This is a genomic window from Fredinandcohnia onubensis, assembly GCF_002734215.1.
GTDB lineage: Bacteria > Bacillota > Bacilli > Bacillales > Bacillaceae_L > Ferdinandcohnia > Ferdinandcohnia onubensis.
Genome location: NZ_NSEB01000007.1, coordinates 275,269 through 290,353, shown reverse-complemented (window position 1 = coordinate 290,353; position 15,085 = coordinate 275,269). Strand labels below are relative to the sequence as shown.

Below are 15,085 nucleotides of genomic sequence, written 5' to 3'. Positions count from 1 at the left end.
TATAATTAGTTACCTAGGTAACTATATCATTTTTTATCTTTAAAAAGCAAGACCAAAGCATTCAAAAGTTAGGGTGGATAAATAAATGATATTAATCAAAAACTACTTGTAACCAATTGAGCAAGGGGGATTATTCGTGATTTCTAAAGAAATTATTTCCATTTTACAAGAAAAAATTAAACTCATTGAAAGAGGAGATAAAGCAATTTACTTAGTTGGACCCATTAAACTCCCAGTAAATTTAGATGGAGAGACCGTCATTTTTCAGTGGTATTGCTGGCTACTTTGTGATGAGGTAACGTTGGATGCAAATCGAATCATTGAAAAGCTTTCCTCTACAAATCTTGCTGAAAAACAGCAATCAAGTGTTTTAGTATATGGAGATTTTGAAAATGCAGACGAGGCATTAATTCGGATGCATAGTATTTGTCATACGGGTGATATTTTTGGAAGCAAACGTTGTGATTGCGGATATCAACTAAAACAATCGATGAGAATCATTGTCGAGCATGGGGCAGGTGCTTTATTTTATTTAGCGAATCATGAGGGTCGAGGAATAGGCTTATTTAGTAAAGCGATGGCCTATATCCTTCAAGAGAATGGCTTAGATACAGTTGAAGCAAATATCCAACTAGGATTTAAGGATGATGCTAGAAATTACGACGATGCGATTCGTGTCTTGAAGGCGTTACGGACAAAACCTGTTTCCTTAATAACAAATAACCCCAAAAAAATCGATGCCCTTAAAAATTCAGGAATGAATGTTTCAGAACGGATGCCAATTTGGGGAGATGTGTCAGAGTTTAACCAAAAATACTTAAAGACTAAAGTGGAAAGAGCCGGCCATCTTGTTGAAATGGCGCAAGATGAACAACCTTTTTAAAATGAGGAGCTAGCCCATTGATGGACTAGCTCATTTCTAATCATACGGATAATTATCACCTTCTGTATTTCGAAAAGGAGGGAGAAACTGAATCACGATGACCACAGGTAACAAATAACCGATTAACGCTTCAATAATAGCTACAGCCCTTGAGATACCAAATGGAGTTACATCCCCATACCCAACCGATAAGAGAGTAATCGCACTAAAATATAGCGACCGAGTCACAATATCTAGTGACTGTTCTTGGTGCGAATCTGATGCATAATGGTCATGTACTGCACCTAGGTCTAGTAAATCTAAAAAAATATATATAATAGCAAAAGTTAACAAAGTATTAAGATACACAACAATAAAAATTAAACCTCGATAAAATGTCTTTTTTCCATGAATAAACGATTTCAAAAATTTCACATCCTTAAGGCCAGCCTTACTATATGTATATTAAAAAGTTAGTAGAATAGACTAGCCTTCAATTCTCGCTTAAAATGAAAAAACTCGGCAAATTGCCGAGCAAAATACACTTATTTGATTAATGTTCGATTTCAGAATGATTTTCTTTAACAAAGCTATTTAATTCCTGTAAAAAAGCTTCTTTTTCATCTACTGTTACATAAAGTTTGGTGATCTTTTTTTTCTTTCCGAACGGCAGATAAGCAACAACTGGTGTGATTAATCCAATTTCAAATTGTGGATCTTCTTCAAAGAAATCAGGAAGAGTGATTAAAAAACTATCTTTCTCCTTTGATCTTGCTTTTTTATCAGTAATTGTAGCTTGAATTGTTTTGATATTGTCAACATCAACTTCTATTTCACGTCTTATTCCAACCTGTGCAAAAAGCTTACCATCATTGATTACAATTGGTGAAAGACGCACTGCTTGGTAGTCTGCGATAATCCAAAGCAACGCATATAAATCAAAAATTGTGAAAATCCATGCTGCAATTGGACTCCAGAAGTGGGCAATTAAAAAGTGAACCCCGATTACCTCAATGATCATCGCATGTACCAACATGATAAACAATCCAAAATAACCTGATTTTGTATGAATGGTAAAAACATGATTGTCTGCTTTACTTTCCCACTTTCTCTTCCAGACGAAGAATGCATAATAGAAAATGGTGAAGTCGAACACAAGGATATCAAGAAGTTTTTTCTTTCCAAATGTTTGATTTAAGGCTCCACGTATCGTTGCAGGATAATAAAAAGAGTTTTCTTTTTGTTGTTTGTAGTTCTGGATGAGAGTTGGAATTTTACGGATTAACAAGACGGCAAGAAATAATTCAATTGCAATAAAGAGGCCTTCGATTAGAAATATTCCGTATTTCAAGTAATTAAAAATAGCGATATCATGATGGGGAACAATGAAGTATGCAAACCAAAAGCCGCCGATCACAACAGGAAGAAGAGTAATCATAGAAAAACGATTTCGAACCACAAATAAATAGAAGAAAAGAGGTAACACGATTGTTAAATCAAACAAGGATGCGAGAATCAATGTATCTGTGACAGGCTCAAATGGCTGAATGACCATCACTGTATAATTTGAGCTAATGATCAATAGTGCCAAGATAATAAAAATATAAATTGATCCGTTCTTCTTGAGTGAGTGCACCATAAAAATCCCTCCTTCATTCCTACTCATTATTTGAAGTAGTAATAATCGTATGAAGTTTTCGCACAATAGTTTGGAATTGTATCATTTCTTCTGCAGTAAGTTTTGAGTAATATTTTTCCATTATTCTTTGGTCAATTTTATCACTTTCCTCATATAATTCGATCCCTTTTGAACCAAGTGATATGAGAATTTCACGCCTATTCTTCGGGTTTATTTCTCTTTTAATATATAGTTCACTTTCTAATTTGTTGAGTAATTGACTGACAGCACTTGCTGAGATATTCATAAGTTGTGCTAATTCATTTACTGTAATTATTTTGGCTTGATAGACATGATGTAAAACGACTGATTGTTTTGTAGTAATGTCATAGTGAAAAATCGATTCGAATTCCTGAATTAATAGGGAATTAACTTCATCGAGTAGATTAAAGGTTTCTTTCATATAGGCTTTCGTATCCATGTTTAATCATCCTTTAAAGTTAATATTTATAAATATTTAAGTTAACTTAAATATATTATAAACTAAAATATTTATCATAACAATAAAAAAAGGCAGCTTTTGCCACCTTTTAGAAAAATAGGTTAATGATTTGATAAATGAGTGCTGCTAACAATGCTGAGATTGGAAGTGTAATCACCCAAGTGAGGACGATTTTACGGGCAACACCCCATTTTACGCCTTTTACACGTTGAGCGGAACCTACACCCATGATTGCGGATGAAATAACATGTGTTGTACTAACCGGCAAATGAATATAAGTCGCTCCAAAAATGATTAGAGCAGAAGATAGGTCAGCCGCCGCGCCATTTATTGGACGGATTTTCATAATTTTACCGCCGACGGTTTTAATGATTTTCCAGCCACCTATTGATGTACCGATCCCCATTGCAGTTGCTGCGGAAATTCTCACCCATAGCGGTATATCGGTAGAGGTTGTAAATCCACCAGCAATCAATGCCATCGTGATAATACCCATCGCTTTTTGAGCGTCATTTGTTCCATGGGTAAAAGATTGAAGGGCAGCTGTGAAAATTTGAAAGGTCCTAAAACCTTTGTTTGTCTTATATAGATTTGTGTTTTTAAAAATGACTTTAAACAGGCTCATCATAAGAAATCCAACTGCTAATGCAATAAAAGGAGAAAGAATGAGTGCTTCTAAGATTTTTATAAAACCACTGTAATTTAAAATCCCAAAGCCTGCAGCAGAAATGGCTGCTCCCGCAATGGACCCGATTAAAGCATGAGAGGAACTACTGGGGATCCCGTAGTACCATGTTATCAAGTTCCATGCAATTGCCGAAAGTAGGGCTGCTAAGATAACAACTGATCCATTTTCTATCGCAAAAGGATCAACAATATCTTTGGTGATTGTTTTGGCAACACCCGTAAATGTAATAGCACCAATAAAGTTCATGGAGGCTGCAAGGACAATAGCAACTCTCGGCTTAAGTGCCTTTGTTGAAACACTTGTCGCTATTGCATTTGCCGTATCATGAAAACCGTTAATGAAGTCAAATGCTAATGCAAAAAAAACAATTAATACCGTTAATAATAGTAACGTATCCATTAATAAGATTCTCCCTTACGCATTTCTCATAATGATGGTTTCAAGCGTATCCGCAACATCCTCACAGTAGTCTGAAATGCCTTCAAGAATCTCATAAATTTCCTTAAGTTGGATAATCTTTATTGGATCTTTTTCAGTTTGGAAAAGCTGTTTGATTGAAACCCTTAGGATTTCGTCACATTGTGATTCGTAATCATTGATTTTAATCGCATGTGTACGCATATCTAACAGTTTTTTATTTGAAAGAAGTTCGATGGCATGGAAGATTTCAACAGTACTTTTATGGATTAGGTCAGCATATGTAGTCATGTATTCGTCGGTATCGGTCAATGAATACATCTCAAAGCGTGCTGCGCATTGCTCCATCCCGTCTAGTACATCATCCATTTTCATCGCCAATTGTAGAATATCTTCTCGCTCAATGGGGGTAATAAAGGATTTATTAAGTTGAGTGATTAAGCCATGAATAACATCATCGCCTTTTCTTTCATAGTTCTTCATTTCACTCGAAAACTCTTTCAAGTCACTTACATTTTTAATTTTAAACTGTACGAAATAATCTGCTGCTTCTTTCAAATTTGCAGAGATAGATGTAAGTGCTTCGAAAAAAACGTCTTTTTTCTTATTTGCGAACATAATGTTGTTCCTCCAATAATGAAATATAAAAACACACAAAGAATATTTTTATCTAAATTTGTCGAAATTACAATAAAAATTTTACAAAGTTTACATAAATGTAATATTAAGTTTACAAAGTGTGTTTCCTGAAAACACGAAATACAACTGTACATCAGGTATCTATGTATTAATTAGGCTCTTTTATTATCTATTGAAAATTAAGGAAATATACTTGAAATTTATCTGCTATAGTGTAAAATTACACTAAAGAATGAATGGTGTAATTTTACACTATAGGAATTGGTTGGTGGAATGAGTGACTCAATCATTAGAGATTATTGAGACAAATCAATTACTTGTAAAACACAAAGAAGAAATGCTTTCGTTTTCAAGGCGAGTAAGCAAGGTGAGGGAGGCGTACCTTTTTTCAAGATTTGAGATATACGACCAGGTAATATGCGTAAGACGAAATCAAAAGCTTTTTGCCTTCCAACTCGTTCAAACCTTTGACCTAGGAGACGAGAAGTTCGTATACTTTGGTCCTTTGTTTTCGCGAATGAGTTGTTTTTTAGACCTTTTCATGTCTTATATTCAAGAGTTGATGGAAAAGAATGTAGGTAGAAAAATACACCTACTTGCAGAAATTGAGAATCCAGAGGTTTTGCTGCACTTTAAAGCGTTGTTTGATGATTGCGCTTACCCAAAATACCAAGTAACAGTGGTTCCTGAGGAAGTAAAGGAGAAGGTTCAGGTTTTCTCAAAAAAGCTTACACATATAGATGGGCTAGATCTTGAACGACTAACTTCAAAATCAAAGGATCCACTCTATCAATATAAATCAACTTATCCAGAAATAGAGAATTGGCTTAGTTCAAGAAAAGTGGACCTTTCACAAGGAATAAATGTCGTCCTATACTCCACAATACCTGATGATCCAAGTGCACGAGATACATTCAATCGTCAGCTGGAAAGTGGAAGAAAAAGAATGCTGAATTGGAAAGAAGGAAAAAAAGAAGTCTTGGATTTATTCGAAGGAGGGGGTGTGAGCAATGTCTGACATTTATTTTTCACAGATAAGAGAGGACAGTTTGGTAGAAAGAGAGATTTCAAGAGTAGTAGGGCCAAAGAAAGTGCTCGTAGTTGGTTCGGGAGGATGTACGGCATTTTCCATTCTGACTGACACGATAAACCAAGTTCTCTGTGTTGATGTAAATCCCGCGCAATGTGCTTTGATTGAGTTGAAAAAGGCAGCGATTCAGCAGTTTTCTCTAAATGATTTTCTTGCTTTTATCGGGGAAATGGATAGTGAAAATCGGATTGAAATGTATGAAGAGGTAGCTGAAAAGTTGCCTGATTTTGCGAGACAATTTTGGAAGATGCATCGTAGTGAAATAGTAAAGGGAATTAATCATTGCGGTGTAAATGAGCGTTTTTATAGATTTTTAGGGGAAAACATATGCCGGAATGTATATGACGAGACTGTTTGGAATCAGTTGTTTTCTGCTAAAAGTCTTGCTGAGCAACAGAAATTTTATGAAGAATATTTAACAACTGCCCAATGGAGAACAGCTGTAAAAATCTTGTTAAGCAAAACGACACACCTCCAATTTTTTCCTAGCTTTATGTTTAAGAATGCCAGTGAAAATGATTTTGGGAATTACTTTTTAAGTCAATTTGAGAAGGAAGTGAAAAATAAGCCGATTCACAATAATTACTTTTTAAGCCAAATCTTATTTTCTACTTATTTGTATGACCAGGTCGAGGGGGTTCCATTCTATTTAACTCCAGAAGGTTATGAAGAAGTAAAAAGAAATATTGATAAACTGTTCATTTATCCAATGAGTATCCAAGAGCTATTAGAGAAGGAAAATTCGATTGATGCTTTTTATTTGTCAAATGTATTTGATTGGGCAGATGAAAAAGGAAAAGCAGCGATTTGTAACAGTATGATTCAATCAAAATCAGAAAAAGCTGTATTGATGTTCCGAAATATGCTTAGTACGAGTAACTTACCGGATTTTTTTATAGATCGGTTTATTTGGGATGAGGAGCTGTCAACACGCTGTGAAGGGTTAGAACGTTCGATGTTATATCAAAAAATAACAGTGGGTCAATTTGTATGACCTATTCATTTAAGGAACTTGATGAATCACATGGATCACAACTGCTTCAGTTATCTAATGAAACAAGTACAGGTAGCGATCTCTTTTATGTTGATCGGTCTCCGAATTTTTTTGAACTGTCAGAGGAATTTGGAAGGACAAGGCATTTTGGATTGTTTAAAGGAAGTGAATTAATTGGCTGTGTTGCAGTCAGTCAGCAAAAGCGGGTAATTGAGGGATCATGTAAACATGTGTATTACTTAAATGACTTAAGGATTCATCCTGACTTCCATCGGACCTTTGCATTCTATCGCTTGACACAACAATTAGTATCACTTTATCAAAATGAAGGTACAGTCAAATGGATGTATTCCACCGTTCTTGATACAAATTCAAACAAAGCATCCATGACAAAAGGGAATGGGCTCCTTCCTGGTGGAATTGAAATTGGAAGAACGTTTCATATTGGTGTACCAATGTTCTTAAAATATCGGAAAAATCATGTTGATGTAATCGAAATCGAAGGGGAAGAGGCATGGCAGATTTACAAGAGCTTAGCTAGGCTTCAAGACTTTGCACTTTGTGATAAGAGGATATTTTTAAAAGAAAATGGTGTGTTTTTAGTTGTTAGAGATAAGAAGGACGACTTGGCAATCTGTAAGCTTGTAAATCAAACAGATGCTAGAAAGCTCCGACTTTCTAGGAATCTTCCTTTCATGTTTAAACTAGTAAATATGATTTGTCGGACAGTCGGTTGCCCACTATTACCTAATAAAGGTGAGGAATTTCGTCATGGCTATATGGCATTTTTTGCAGCTAGGGATAAACCAGTGAGCTATCGAAAGGAATGTATCTCCTATATTCAAAAGACCTATAAGTACCGATACACCTATTTGTTTTTTGGAGTATCTTCCAAAGAGGCAGAGCAGTATCGAAGTAACCCGTTTAATATACAACTTTCATCAACAACATTTGCGTACGGGGATATTCCTGCAAACCTTTCGATGAATTTTCATGAAATAACACTTATTTAGGAGGATGTAAGAATGGAGAAATTTGTAGAGTTAAAGAATGTGACAGATAGTATGTTTCAAGTTGAGAAAATTGAACAACATCCATTATTTGTGGCTTTGGCTAAAGGGGAATTTTCAGATGAACAACAAAAGGAAATTGCACTTCAAATTTATCACGTCGTTCTTTACTTTCCACGTTTTTTGTCAGCGATTTTAACGAATATGTCAGACTTTCGAATGAGAATGCCACTTGTGGAAAACTTATTTGAAGAGCATGGGAAAATGAACGAAAAATATGTTCATAGCGAGACTTACAAACAGTTTTTAAAAGGTATTGGTGTATCGGAAGAAGAAATGAACGAAAGCGAACCATGCATTCCCGTTCTTGCATACAACCGTGCATTAACGGATCTTTGCCTTCACTATCACTATTTAGAAGGGCTTGCCGCACTTGGTGTAATTGAAGAAATCGTTGCCCGTGTTTCGCCATTAGTGGGCCAATTTGCGAAAAACATCTATGGGAGCGAAAATAAGTCACTCGTTCATTTTACGGATCATGAGGTACTTGATGTGCAACATGCTAACGAAATATATGAAGTAGTAGCTCAGGGCTATGAAGGAGATCAAAAAAGAATCATTGAACGTGGACTTAAATTTGGGATGTACTATCACTCTAGGATGTATACAGACATCTTGGAATTTGTTAGATAACAACAATTTGTCCCTGCCAACATTAAAGTTTTCAACTAGGTGTTCAACTTTGTCGAAAGTTAAAATTTTTCCACAGGTTGTTAATGAAAAATGGTCTCACGTGATGTTAAAGCGGAGCATATTTTAGGTTAGTAGCCTGTGGAGGTGTTAGAAATTGGGATAATTTCCGGTGAAGAATATATTAATAGAATTAATAAACTGCATTCCGATATATGGATTGACGGGGAGAAGGTGAAGGGAAATATTTCAGAGCATCCTGCTTTCCGTGGAGTCATTCAGAGTCAAGCGAATCTCTATGACCTTCAATGTAATTCATCAATTCAAAACATCATGACTTTTACGTCTTCTAAAACTGGTAATCAAATAGGAACTTCCTATTTAGAGCCAAAAACAAAAGAAGATTTAGAAAAAAGACGCCTTATGATACAAGCTTGGGCAAAAAGTACACTTGGAATGATGGGGCGATCCCCTGATTACATGAATACGTGCTTAATGGCTGTTAATGCTGCTGCTGATTTATTTTCTTCTAATAATCCGGAGTTTGTGAAAAATCTCCGTAGGTTTTATGAGGAAGCAAGTGAAAATGATTATTCATTTACCCACACCTTTATAAATCCACAAACAAACCGTTCTCTTTTCCATATGGATGACGACGATAATATCACAGCGGCCAAGGTTATTGAAAAAAGTACAGATGGCATTATTATTCATGGTGCAAGATTGCTAGCTACACAGGGTGGTATTACAGATGAGTTAATCGTCTTTCCATCAGGTGGGAATCTATTTAATAAAGAGTATACTTTTGCCTTTTCAATTCCAAGTAACACAAAAGGATTAACCTTTCTCTGCAGAGAATCATTTGCATATAAAGAATCAACTTTTGATCATCCTCTTAGCTCGCGATTTGAAGAAGTGGATACGATCCTTGTTTTCAATAATGTTCTTGTTCCTTGGGAACGGGTCTTTATGAATGAAAGTATTGATTGTGCCAATAAAATGTATACAGAATCAAGCTTCTTTCCACTAGTCCTACATCAAGTTATTTCTAGACAGGTTGTAAAAACGGAATGTCTGCTCGGAGTAGCCCAAGCTTTGGTGGACACCATTAACATTGGTGAATATCAGCATGTACAAGAGAAAATCAGTGAAATTATAGTTGGGCTAGAGTCTTTAAAAGCATTATTATTAACATCTGAACTTCAAGCGAAAATTGATAAATGGGGTACAATGTCACCTGCTATCAACCCTCTATACAGTGCGATTAATTTATACCCTCGTTTATACCCGCGTTTTACTGAGATTTTGCAACTATTAGGTGCGAGTGGCTTAGTTTCAATTCCAACTGAAAGAGACTTTGCTTCTGATAAGAGGGCTGATCTTGACCAATATTTACAAGCTGCAAACGCTAATGCGTATGATCGAGTAAAACTATTTAGACTCGCATGGGATCTTAGTATTAGTGCATTCGGGTCACGACAAACCCTATACGAGCGTTTTTTCTTCGGTGACCCAATACGACTTGCAAGTAACCTATACCGCTCCTACGATAGAACCGAACTCACCAATCAAATTAAAGAATTTTTAAAAAGCTAATTCGACAAATAACCCTCCACTAATCAAATTTTTTTAAAAAAATTTCTTTCCTATGAACATAAAAATTTTTCTTGTTCGAATAAATATATGTAGCGCTATTTTTGCGATATTATTTTTACTAGCACATTTGGAGGGCATTCGAATAATGGGAAAAAACTTCATGAAGACATTGTCCGAAGTAGGAAAAGTAAAAATCATCCTGTTAATTGGGCTGGTTTTTATTTTATTTATTGCTATTGGGCTCAACATGTATATCAATTCTCGGGATGTTAGTGCTTTGAACAATCCATTGCCGGAACCAACTATTATCTATGATAAAAATGGAGAAATCGCCAGTAAGGTACCTGGACCTAAAATCGAAGGTGTAAGCTATGAAAAAATCCCGCCACATGTTATCAATGCTTTAGTTGCTATTGAAGACCGCCGATTTTACAAACATCCAGGGGTGGATTATATCGGTATTTTTCGTGCGCTTTTCCGAAATTTAAAAGCGGGTGACATTGTCGAGGGCGGAAGTACGATTACCCAGCAATTAACAAAGAACGTCTTTTTAACTCATGAGCAAACCCTGAAACGAAAAATTGATGAATTCTTCCTTGCTCAAAAAATAGAGCGTACATTTTCAAAGGAAAAAATTATTGAAATGTATCTGAATCAAATCTATTTTGGTGAAGGGGCATGGGGCATAAAAAATGCTTCAAGAACCTATTTTGGTAAAGAGGTTAATGAACTAACAGTTAGTGAAGGAGCCATTCTTGCCGGGATTATTAAAGCACCTTCTACGATGAACCCATTAATTAACGAGGGAAAATCGCTTAGCCGGAGGGATCTTGTATTAGCAGCGATGGAGGAACAGGGATATTTAACTTCTAACCAAGTGAAGGAAGCCAAGGCCCAAGAAATCGTGTTCAAAGGGCGCCAACTTGATCCATATGAAGGGAAATATCCATATTACGTCGATTATATTATTGAAGAAGCAATTGAAAAATATGGACTCACCCAAAATGAGGTGATGTCTGGAGGCTTGGAAATTTATACAGAACTTGATCCTCACATGCAGGAATCTGTAGAAAATGTATACAAAAATGACAGCCTTTTTCCTGCGAGTCCAGAAGACCAATTGCTACAAAGTGGTGCTATTTTAGTAGACCCAAAGACTGGTGGAATAAACGCCTTAGTTGGAGGACGTGGTGAGCATGTATTTCGTGGTTTCAATCATGCGACTCAATTAAAAAGGCAGCCGGGTTCAACAATCAAACCACTTTCTGTATACACGCCAGCATTGGAACGTGGCTACAGCATTTATGATGTCCTACCTGATAAACCAATGAGCTTCAATGGCTACCAACCATCCAATGTTAGTGGAAGGTTTAAAGGCAGTGTCACTATATATGATGCAGTGAGGAATTCCGATAATGTTCCAGCAGTTTGGCTCTTAAATGAAATTGGACTTAAAAGCGGGATTGATGCTGTAAATGAATTCGGTCTTCCAATCACGGAAAATGACCATAACTTGAGTCTTGCTCTTGGAGGTCTTGATAAGGGGGTTGCCCCTATTCACATGGCTGAAGCTTATACAACCTTTCCAAACGAAGGAAAAAAGACGAAGGCACATGCAATTTCAAAAATTATTGATACAAACGGTGAGGTCATTGCCGAGTGGAATGAAGAGCCTGAACAAATTACAACACCTGAGGTTGCAAAAAGAATGACATTCTTGCTGAAGGGTGCTGTTGAAAACGGGTCAGGCAGAGATGCGAAAATAGAGGGAAGAGAAGTAGCTGGTAAGACTGGCTCAACTCAAGTAGCTATTGATGGTATCAATGGGGCAAAGGATATTTGGATGGTCGGATATACGCCTGAACTTGTCGGTGCAGTCTGGCTTGGATATGACAAGACAGATGAAAAACATTATTTGACAACTACGAGTTCAACGGCTGCAACAATTTTTAAAGAAATGATGCAACAGTCATTAAGTAATGTTCCACCTACTTCATTCAATCTCCCTACCTATCAGGCTCCTGTTAAGAAAAAGGAGAATGAGTGGAAAGCGGAAGATAAGAAAAAAGATAAAGATAGCTGGAAAGAGGAACAGAAAAAGAGGAAAGAAGAAGAGAAAAAACGTAAAAAGGAAGAAAAAAAGAATAATAAGAATGACGATAACTAAGAGGAAGGTCCCAGATAATGGGATCTTTCTTTTTTTTTGAAAAAATTTCAAAAAAATGAAACCTTTTTCAAGTATTTACCGTAAATGAGAATGTAAAGAAAATTTCAAAACAATTACTTGGATTTGGAGGTGAAGCTATTGGAATTATTCGGATATGACATTGAAACGATCTATTTGGTGGGCTTACTCATTAGTGGAATTGGTACCCTTCTTTTTATCCTATTTGGCGATTTTTTAGAGGGAATCTTTCCAGATAGTTTTTTAAGCCCAACACTTATTTTCTCATTTCTCACCTTTTTAAGCGCATCTGGATACATTTTTGAAAAAACGCTTTCCTTTCATAGTTTATTAATTTTTGTTATTTCACTCGTATTAGCACTTATTTTAGTCACACTATTAAATGTTTTTGTATTAATCCCGTTGTCTTCTGCTGAGGAATCGATGGTATACAGGGAGGAGGATTTGAAGGGGAGAATTGGAAAAATCATTACTTCAATCCCGATCGATGGCTTCGGTGAGGTTGTCATTGAAGGAATCGGTGGAACAATCGCTAAATCTGCAAAGAGCTTTAATAATGAACCAATTCCATATGATGAAAAGGTTCTTATTATAGATGTAAAGGAAGGCGTAGCTTACGTCTTACCTTACGAAAATAAGATGATTAAAGGGGGAAATCAACAATGACAACAGGAATATGGATTGTAATTGGGGTAGTCGCATTTTTGCTTCTTGCACTTATTGGGGTATTTGTTACAAAGTACAGAACGGCGGGTCCCGATGAAGCTCTTATCGTAACGGGTAGCTATTTAGGTGGGAAAAATGTTCATGTAGACGAATCAGGAAATCGCATTAAAATTGTCCGCGGTGGTGGTACATTCGTACTTCCAGTCTTCCAACAGGCTGAGCCACTAAGTCTCTTATCTAGTAAACTAGATGTTCAAACACCTGAAGTTTACACAGAGCAAGGTGTGCCGGTAATGGCGGATGGTACAGCAATTATTAAAATCGGAGGCTCCATTTCTGAAATTGCAACAGCAGCAGAACAATTTTTAGGTAAACGAAAAGAAGATAGAGAAAATGAAGCGAGAGAAGTATTAGAAGGTCATCTTCGTTCAATCCTCGGTTCAATGACCGTTGAAGAAATCTATAAAAATCGTGATAAGTTCTCACAAGAGGTACAGCGTGTCGCATCACAGGATTTAGCAAAAATGGGTCTAATGATTGTATCGTTCACAATCAAGGATGTTCGAGATAAAAATGGATACCTTGATTCATTAGGTAAGCCAAGAATTGCTCAAGTAAAGCGTGATGCAGATATTGCAACAGCTGAGGCTGAAAAAGAAACACGTATTAAACGTGCAGAAGCCGAGAAAGAAGCGCAGAAGTCTGAGCTAGAGCGAGCTACAGAGGTTGCGGAAGCAGAAAAAATCAATCAGTTAAAAACTGCAGAATTCCGTAGAGAGCAGGATATTGCAAAAGCACGTGCTGACCAGGCATACCACCTAGAAGAAGCGAGAGCGAAACAAGAGGTAACTGAACAGCAAATGCAAATCCAAATCATTGAAAGACAGAAGCAAATTGAACTCGAAGAAAAAGAGATCTTACGTCGTGAAAAGCAATACGATTCAGAGGTTAAGAAGAAAGCAGATGCTGACCGTTACTCAGTTGTTCAAGCGGCAGAAGCTGAGAAAGCGAAGCAGTTAGCTGAAGCAGATGCAAATAAATATCGAATTGAAGCAATGGCAAAAGCGGAAGCAGAAAAAATCCGTATTGATGGTCTTGCCAAAGCAGAAGCACAGCGTGCACAAGGGGAATCTGAAGCCGATATTATCCGTTTGAAAGGTCTTGCAGAAGCGGAAGCAAAACAAAAAATTGCAGAAGCATTCGAGCAATATGGGAAAGCGGCTATCCTCGATATGGTTATTAAAATGCTTCCTCAATATGCGAAAGAAGTGGCAGCACCATTATCAAATATCGACAAAATTACAGTTGTGGATACTGGTAGTAATGGGGAGAATAGCGGAGCCAATAAGGTAACCGGTTATGCTACTAACTTGATGTCAACTCTTCAAGAATCGTTAAAAGCATCGTCAGGTATTGATGTAAAAGAAATTATCGAAAACCTATCTGGTAAAGGTAATGTGAAAAACAGCATCGACCAGTTAACGGATGAATTAGTCCAAACGAGAAAAGCAGAGTCAACAGAAAAAGAATAATATGAATTGAAAAGCAGCCTACTTAAAAGAGCTGCTTTTCTTTTTGCTGAATTTTGTTCAAAGTGCTATTGCGTCTAGGATAGTAAAAAACAGCAGGACTGAGTCCGAATGAGGGTGTGATTCGAACAAGGGCGGAGGAGAAGCGCCAAGGTAGAGTCCGAATGAGGGTGTGATGGTGACAAGGCCAGAGGAGAAACACCAAGGTAGAGTCCGAATGAGGGAGTGATTCCGACATAGCCAGAGGAGAAACTTCAAGCATGAGTCCGAATGAGGGTGTGATTCTGACAAGTCCAAAGGAAATCTCCAATCATGAGTCTGAATGAGGGTGTGATTCTGACAAAGCCAGAGGAGAAACTCCAAGGTATAGTCCAAATGAGGGTGTGATTGTGACAAGTCCAAAGGAGAAACTCCAAGCTCGAGTCCGAATGAAGGTGTGATTGTGACAAGGCCAAAGGAAATCTCCAAGGTATAGTCCGAATGAGGGTGTGATTCTGACAAGTCCGGAGGAGAAACGCCAAGCTCGAGTCCGAATGATAGCAGGATTCTGACAAGATCAGAGAAAAACTCCATTATTGAGGTAAAATGAGTGAATGTAA

The 15,085-nt window shown here is 36.9% G+C and carries 14 protein-coding genes; 9 read left to right on the top strand and 5 right to left on the bottom strand.

All coding sequences use genetic code 11. The features are described from left to right. The first annotated feature begins 136 nt into the window (after positions 1-136). The gene (locus CKK03_RS10460) at positions 137-883 is read left to right on the top strand and encodes a GTP cyclohydrolase II (protein ID WP_099362522.1); all 747 of its coding nucleotides are present in this window, start codon (positions 137-139) and stop codon (positions 881-883) included. A 36-nt stretch (positions 884-919) separates the two neighbouring features. On the opposite strand, the gene CKK03_RS10455 is transcribed toward CKK03_RS10460, so the two are convergent. The 5 genes from CKK03_RS10455 to CKK03_RS10435 form a co-directional block, all read right to left on the bottom strand. Then, positions 920-1,288 (bottom strand): potassium channel family protein, encoded by a 369-nt coding sequence (locus CKK03_RS10455; RefSeq protein ID WP_099362521.1) that lies wholly within the window; start codon positions 1,286-1,288, stop codon positions 920-922. Between the two features lie 127 nt (positions 1,289-1,415). Further along, positions 1,416-2,501 (bottom strand): hypothetical protein, encoded by a 1,086-nt coding sequence (locus CKK03_RS10450; RefSeq protein WP_099362520.1) that lies wholly within the window; start codon positions 2,499-2,501, stop codon positions 1,416-1,418. A 19-nt stretch (positions 2,502-2,520) separates the two neighbouring features. Further along, the gene (locus CKK03_RS10445; RefSeq protein WP_099362519.1) at positions 2,521-2,961 is read right to left on the bottom strand and encodes a MarR family winged helix-turn-helix transcriptional regulator; all 441 of its coding nucleotides are present in this window, start codon (positions 2,959-2,961) and stop codon (positions 2,521-2,523) included. Between the two features lie 109 nt (positions 2,962-3,070). Continuing rightward, on the bottom strand, positions 3,071-4,069 hold the full coding sequence (locus tag CKK03_RS10440) for an inorganic phosphate transporter (RefSeq protein ID WP_099362518.1): 999 nt from the start codon (positions 4,067-4,069) through the stop codon (positions 3,071-3,073). A gap of 15 nt (positions 4,070-4,084) precedes the next feature. After that, complete coding sequence (locus CKK03_RS10435) at positions 4,085-4,705, bottom strand: DUF47 domain-containing protein (RefSeq protein WP_099362517.1); 621 nt, start codon at positions 4,703-4,705, stop codon at positions 4,085-4,087. 298 nt (positions 4,706-5,003) lie between these two features. Between CKK03_RS10435 and CKK03_RS10430 the strand changes: the two genes are divergently transcribed. The 8 genes from CKK03_RS10430 to floT all read left to right on the top strand — a co-directional run bounded on the left by CKK03_RS10430 (position 5,004) and on the right by floT (position 14,489). Further along, positions 5,004-5,744, top strand: a complete 741-nt coding sequence (locus CKK03_RS10430) for a hypothetical protein (protein ID WP_099362516.1) — start codon at positions 5,004-5,006, stop codon at positions 5,742-5,744. Then, complete coding sequence (locus CKK03_RS10425) at positions 5,737-6,810, top strand: DUF3419 family protein (protein WP_099362515.1); 1,074 nt, start codon at positions 5,737-5,739, stop codon at positions 6,808-6,810. Before CKK03_RS10430 ends, CKK03_RS10425 begins: the two co-directional genes overlap by 8 nt. Further along, positions 6,807-7,823, top strand: coding sequence for a hypothetical protein (locus CKK03_RS10420; RefSeq protein ID WP_099362514.1), 1,017 nt, complete (start codon positions 6,807-6,809; stop codon positions 7,821-7,823). Before CKK03_RS10425 ends, CKK03_RS10420 begins: the two co-directional genes overlap by 4 nt. Positions 7,824-7,835: 12 nt before the next feature. Beyond that, entirely contained in the window at positions 7,836-8,513 is a 678-nt protein-coding gene (locus CKK03_RS10415) for an iron-containing redox enzyme family protein (RefSeq protein WP_099362513.1), read from the top strand. 144 nt (positions 8,514-8,657) lie between these two features. Continuing rightward, positions 8,658-10,106: a 4-hydroxyphenylacetate 3-monooxygenase, oxygenase component gene (hpaB, locus tag CKK03_RS10410; protein WP_425432857.1), complete on the top strand. Its 1,449-nt coding sequence runs from the start codon at positions 8,658-8,660 to the stop codon at positions 10,104-10,106. 136 nt (positions 10,107-10,242) lie between these two features. Continuing rightward, positions 10,243-12,273 carry a transglycosylase domain-containing protein gene (locus CKK03_RS10405; protein WP_425432856.1) on the top strand — a complete coding sequence of 677 codons (2,031 nt, stop codon included), beginning with the start codon at positions 10,243-10,245 and terminating at the stop codon, positions 12,271-12,273. Between the two features lie 138 nt (positions 12,274-12,411). After that, complete coding sequence (locus tag CKK03_RS10400) at positions 12,412-12,957, top strand: NfeD family membrane protein (protein WP_099362511.1); 546 nt, start codon at positions 12,412-12,414, stop codon at positions 12,955-12,957. Continuing rightward, entirely contained in the window at positions 12,954-14,489 is a 1,536-nt protein-coding gene (floT, locus tag CKK03_RS10395; protein ID WP_099362510.1) for a flotillin lipid rafts scaffold protein FloT, read from the top strand. Before CKK03_RS10400 ends, floT begins: the two co-directional genes overlap by 4 nt. Positions 14,490-15,085: the final 596 nt, after the last annotated feature.

Excerpts from the sequence above, each read along its gene's own strand:
- CKK03_RS10450 (WP_099362520.1), bottom strand. The coding sequence starts at position 2,501 with ATGGTGCACTCACTCAAGAAGAACGGATCAATTTATATTTTTATTATC.
- CKK03_RS10445 (WP_099362519.1), bottom strand. The coding sequence starts at position 2,961 with ATGGATACGAAAGCCTATATGAAAGAAACCTTTAATCTACTCGATGAA.
- CKK03_RS10440 (WP_099362518.1), bottom strand. The coding sequence starts at position 4,069 with ATGGATACGTTACTATTATTAACGGTATTAATTGTTTTTTTTGCATTA.
- CKK03_RS10435 (WP_099362517.1), bottom strand. The coding sequence starts at position 4,705 with ATGTTCGCAAATAAGAAAAAAGACGTTTTTTTCGAAGCACTTACATCT.
- CKK03_RS10425 (WP_099362515.1), top strand. The coding sequence starts at position 5,737 with ATGTCTGACATTTATTTTTCACAGATAAGAGAGGACAGTTTGGTAGAA.
- CKK03_RS10420 (WP_099362514.1), top strand. The coding sequence starts at position 6,807 with ATGACCTATTCATTTAAGGAACTTGATGAATCACATGGATCACAACTG.
- CKK03_RS10415 (WP_099362513.1), top strand. The coding sequence starts at position 7,836 with ATGGAGAAATTTGTAGAGTTAAAGAATGTGACAGATAGTATGTTTCAA.
- floT (WP_099362510.1), top strand. The coding sequence starts at position 12,954 with ATGACAACAGGAATATGGATTGTAATTGGGGTAGTCGCATTTTTGCTT.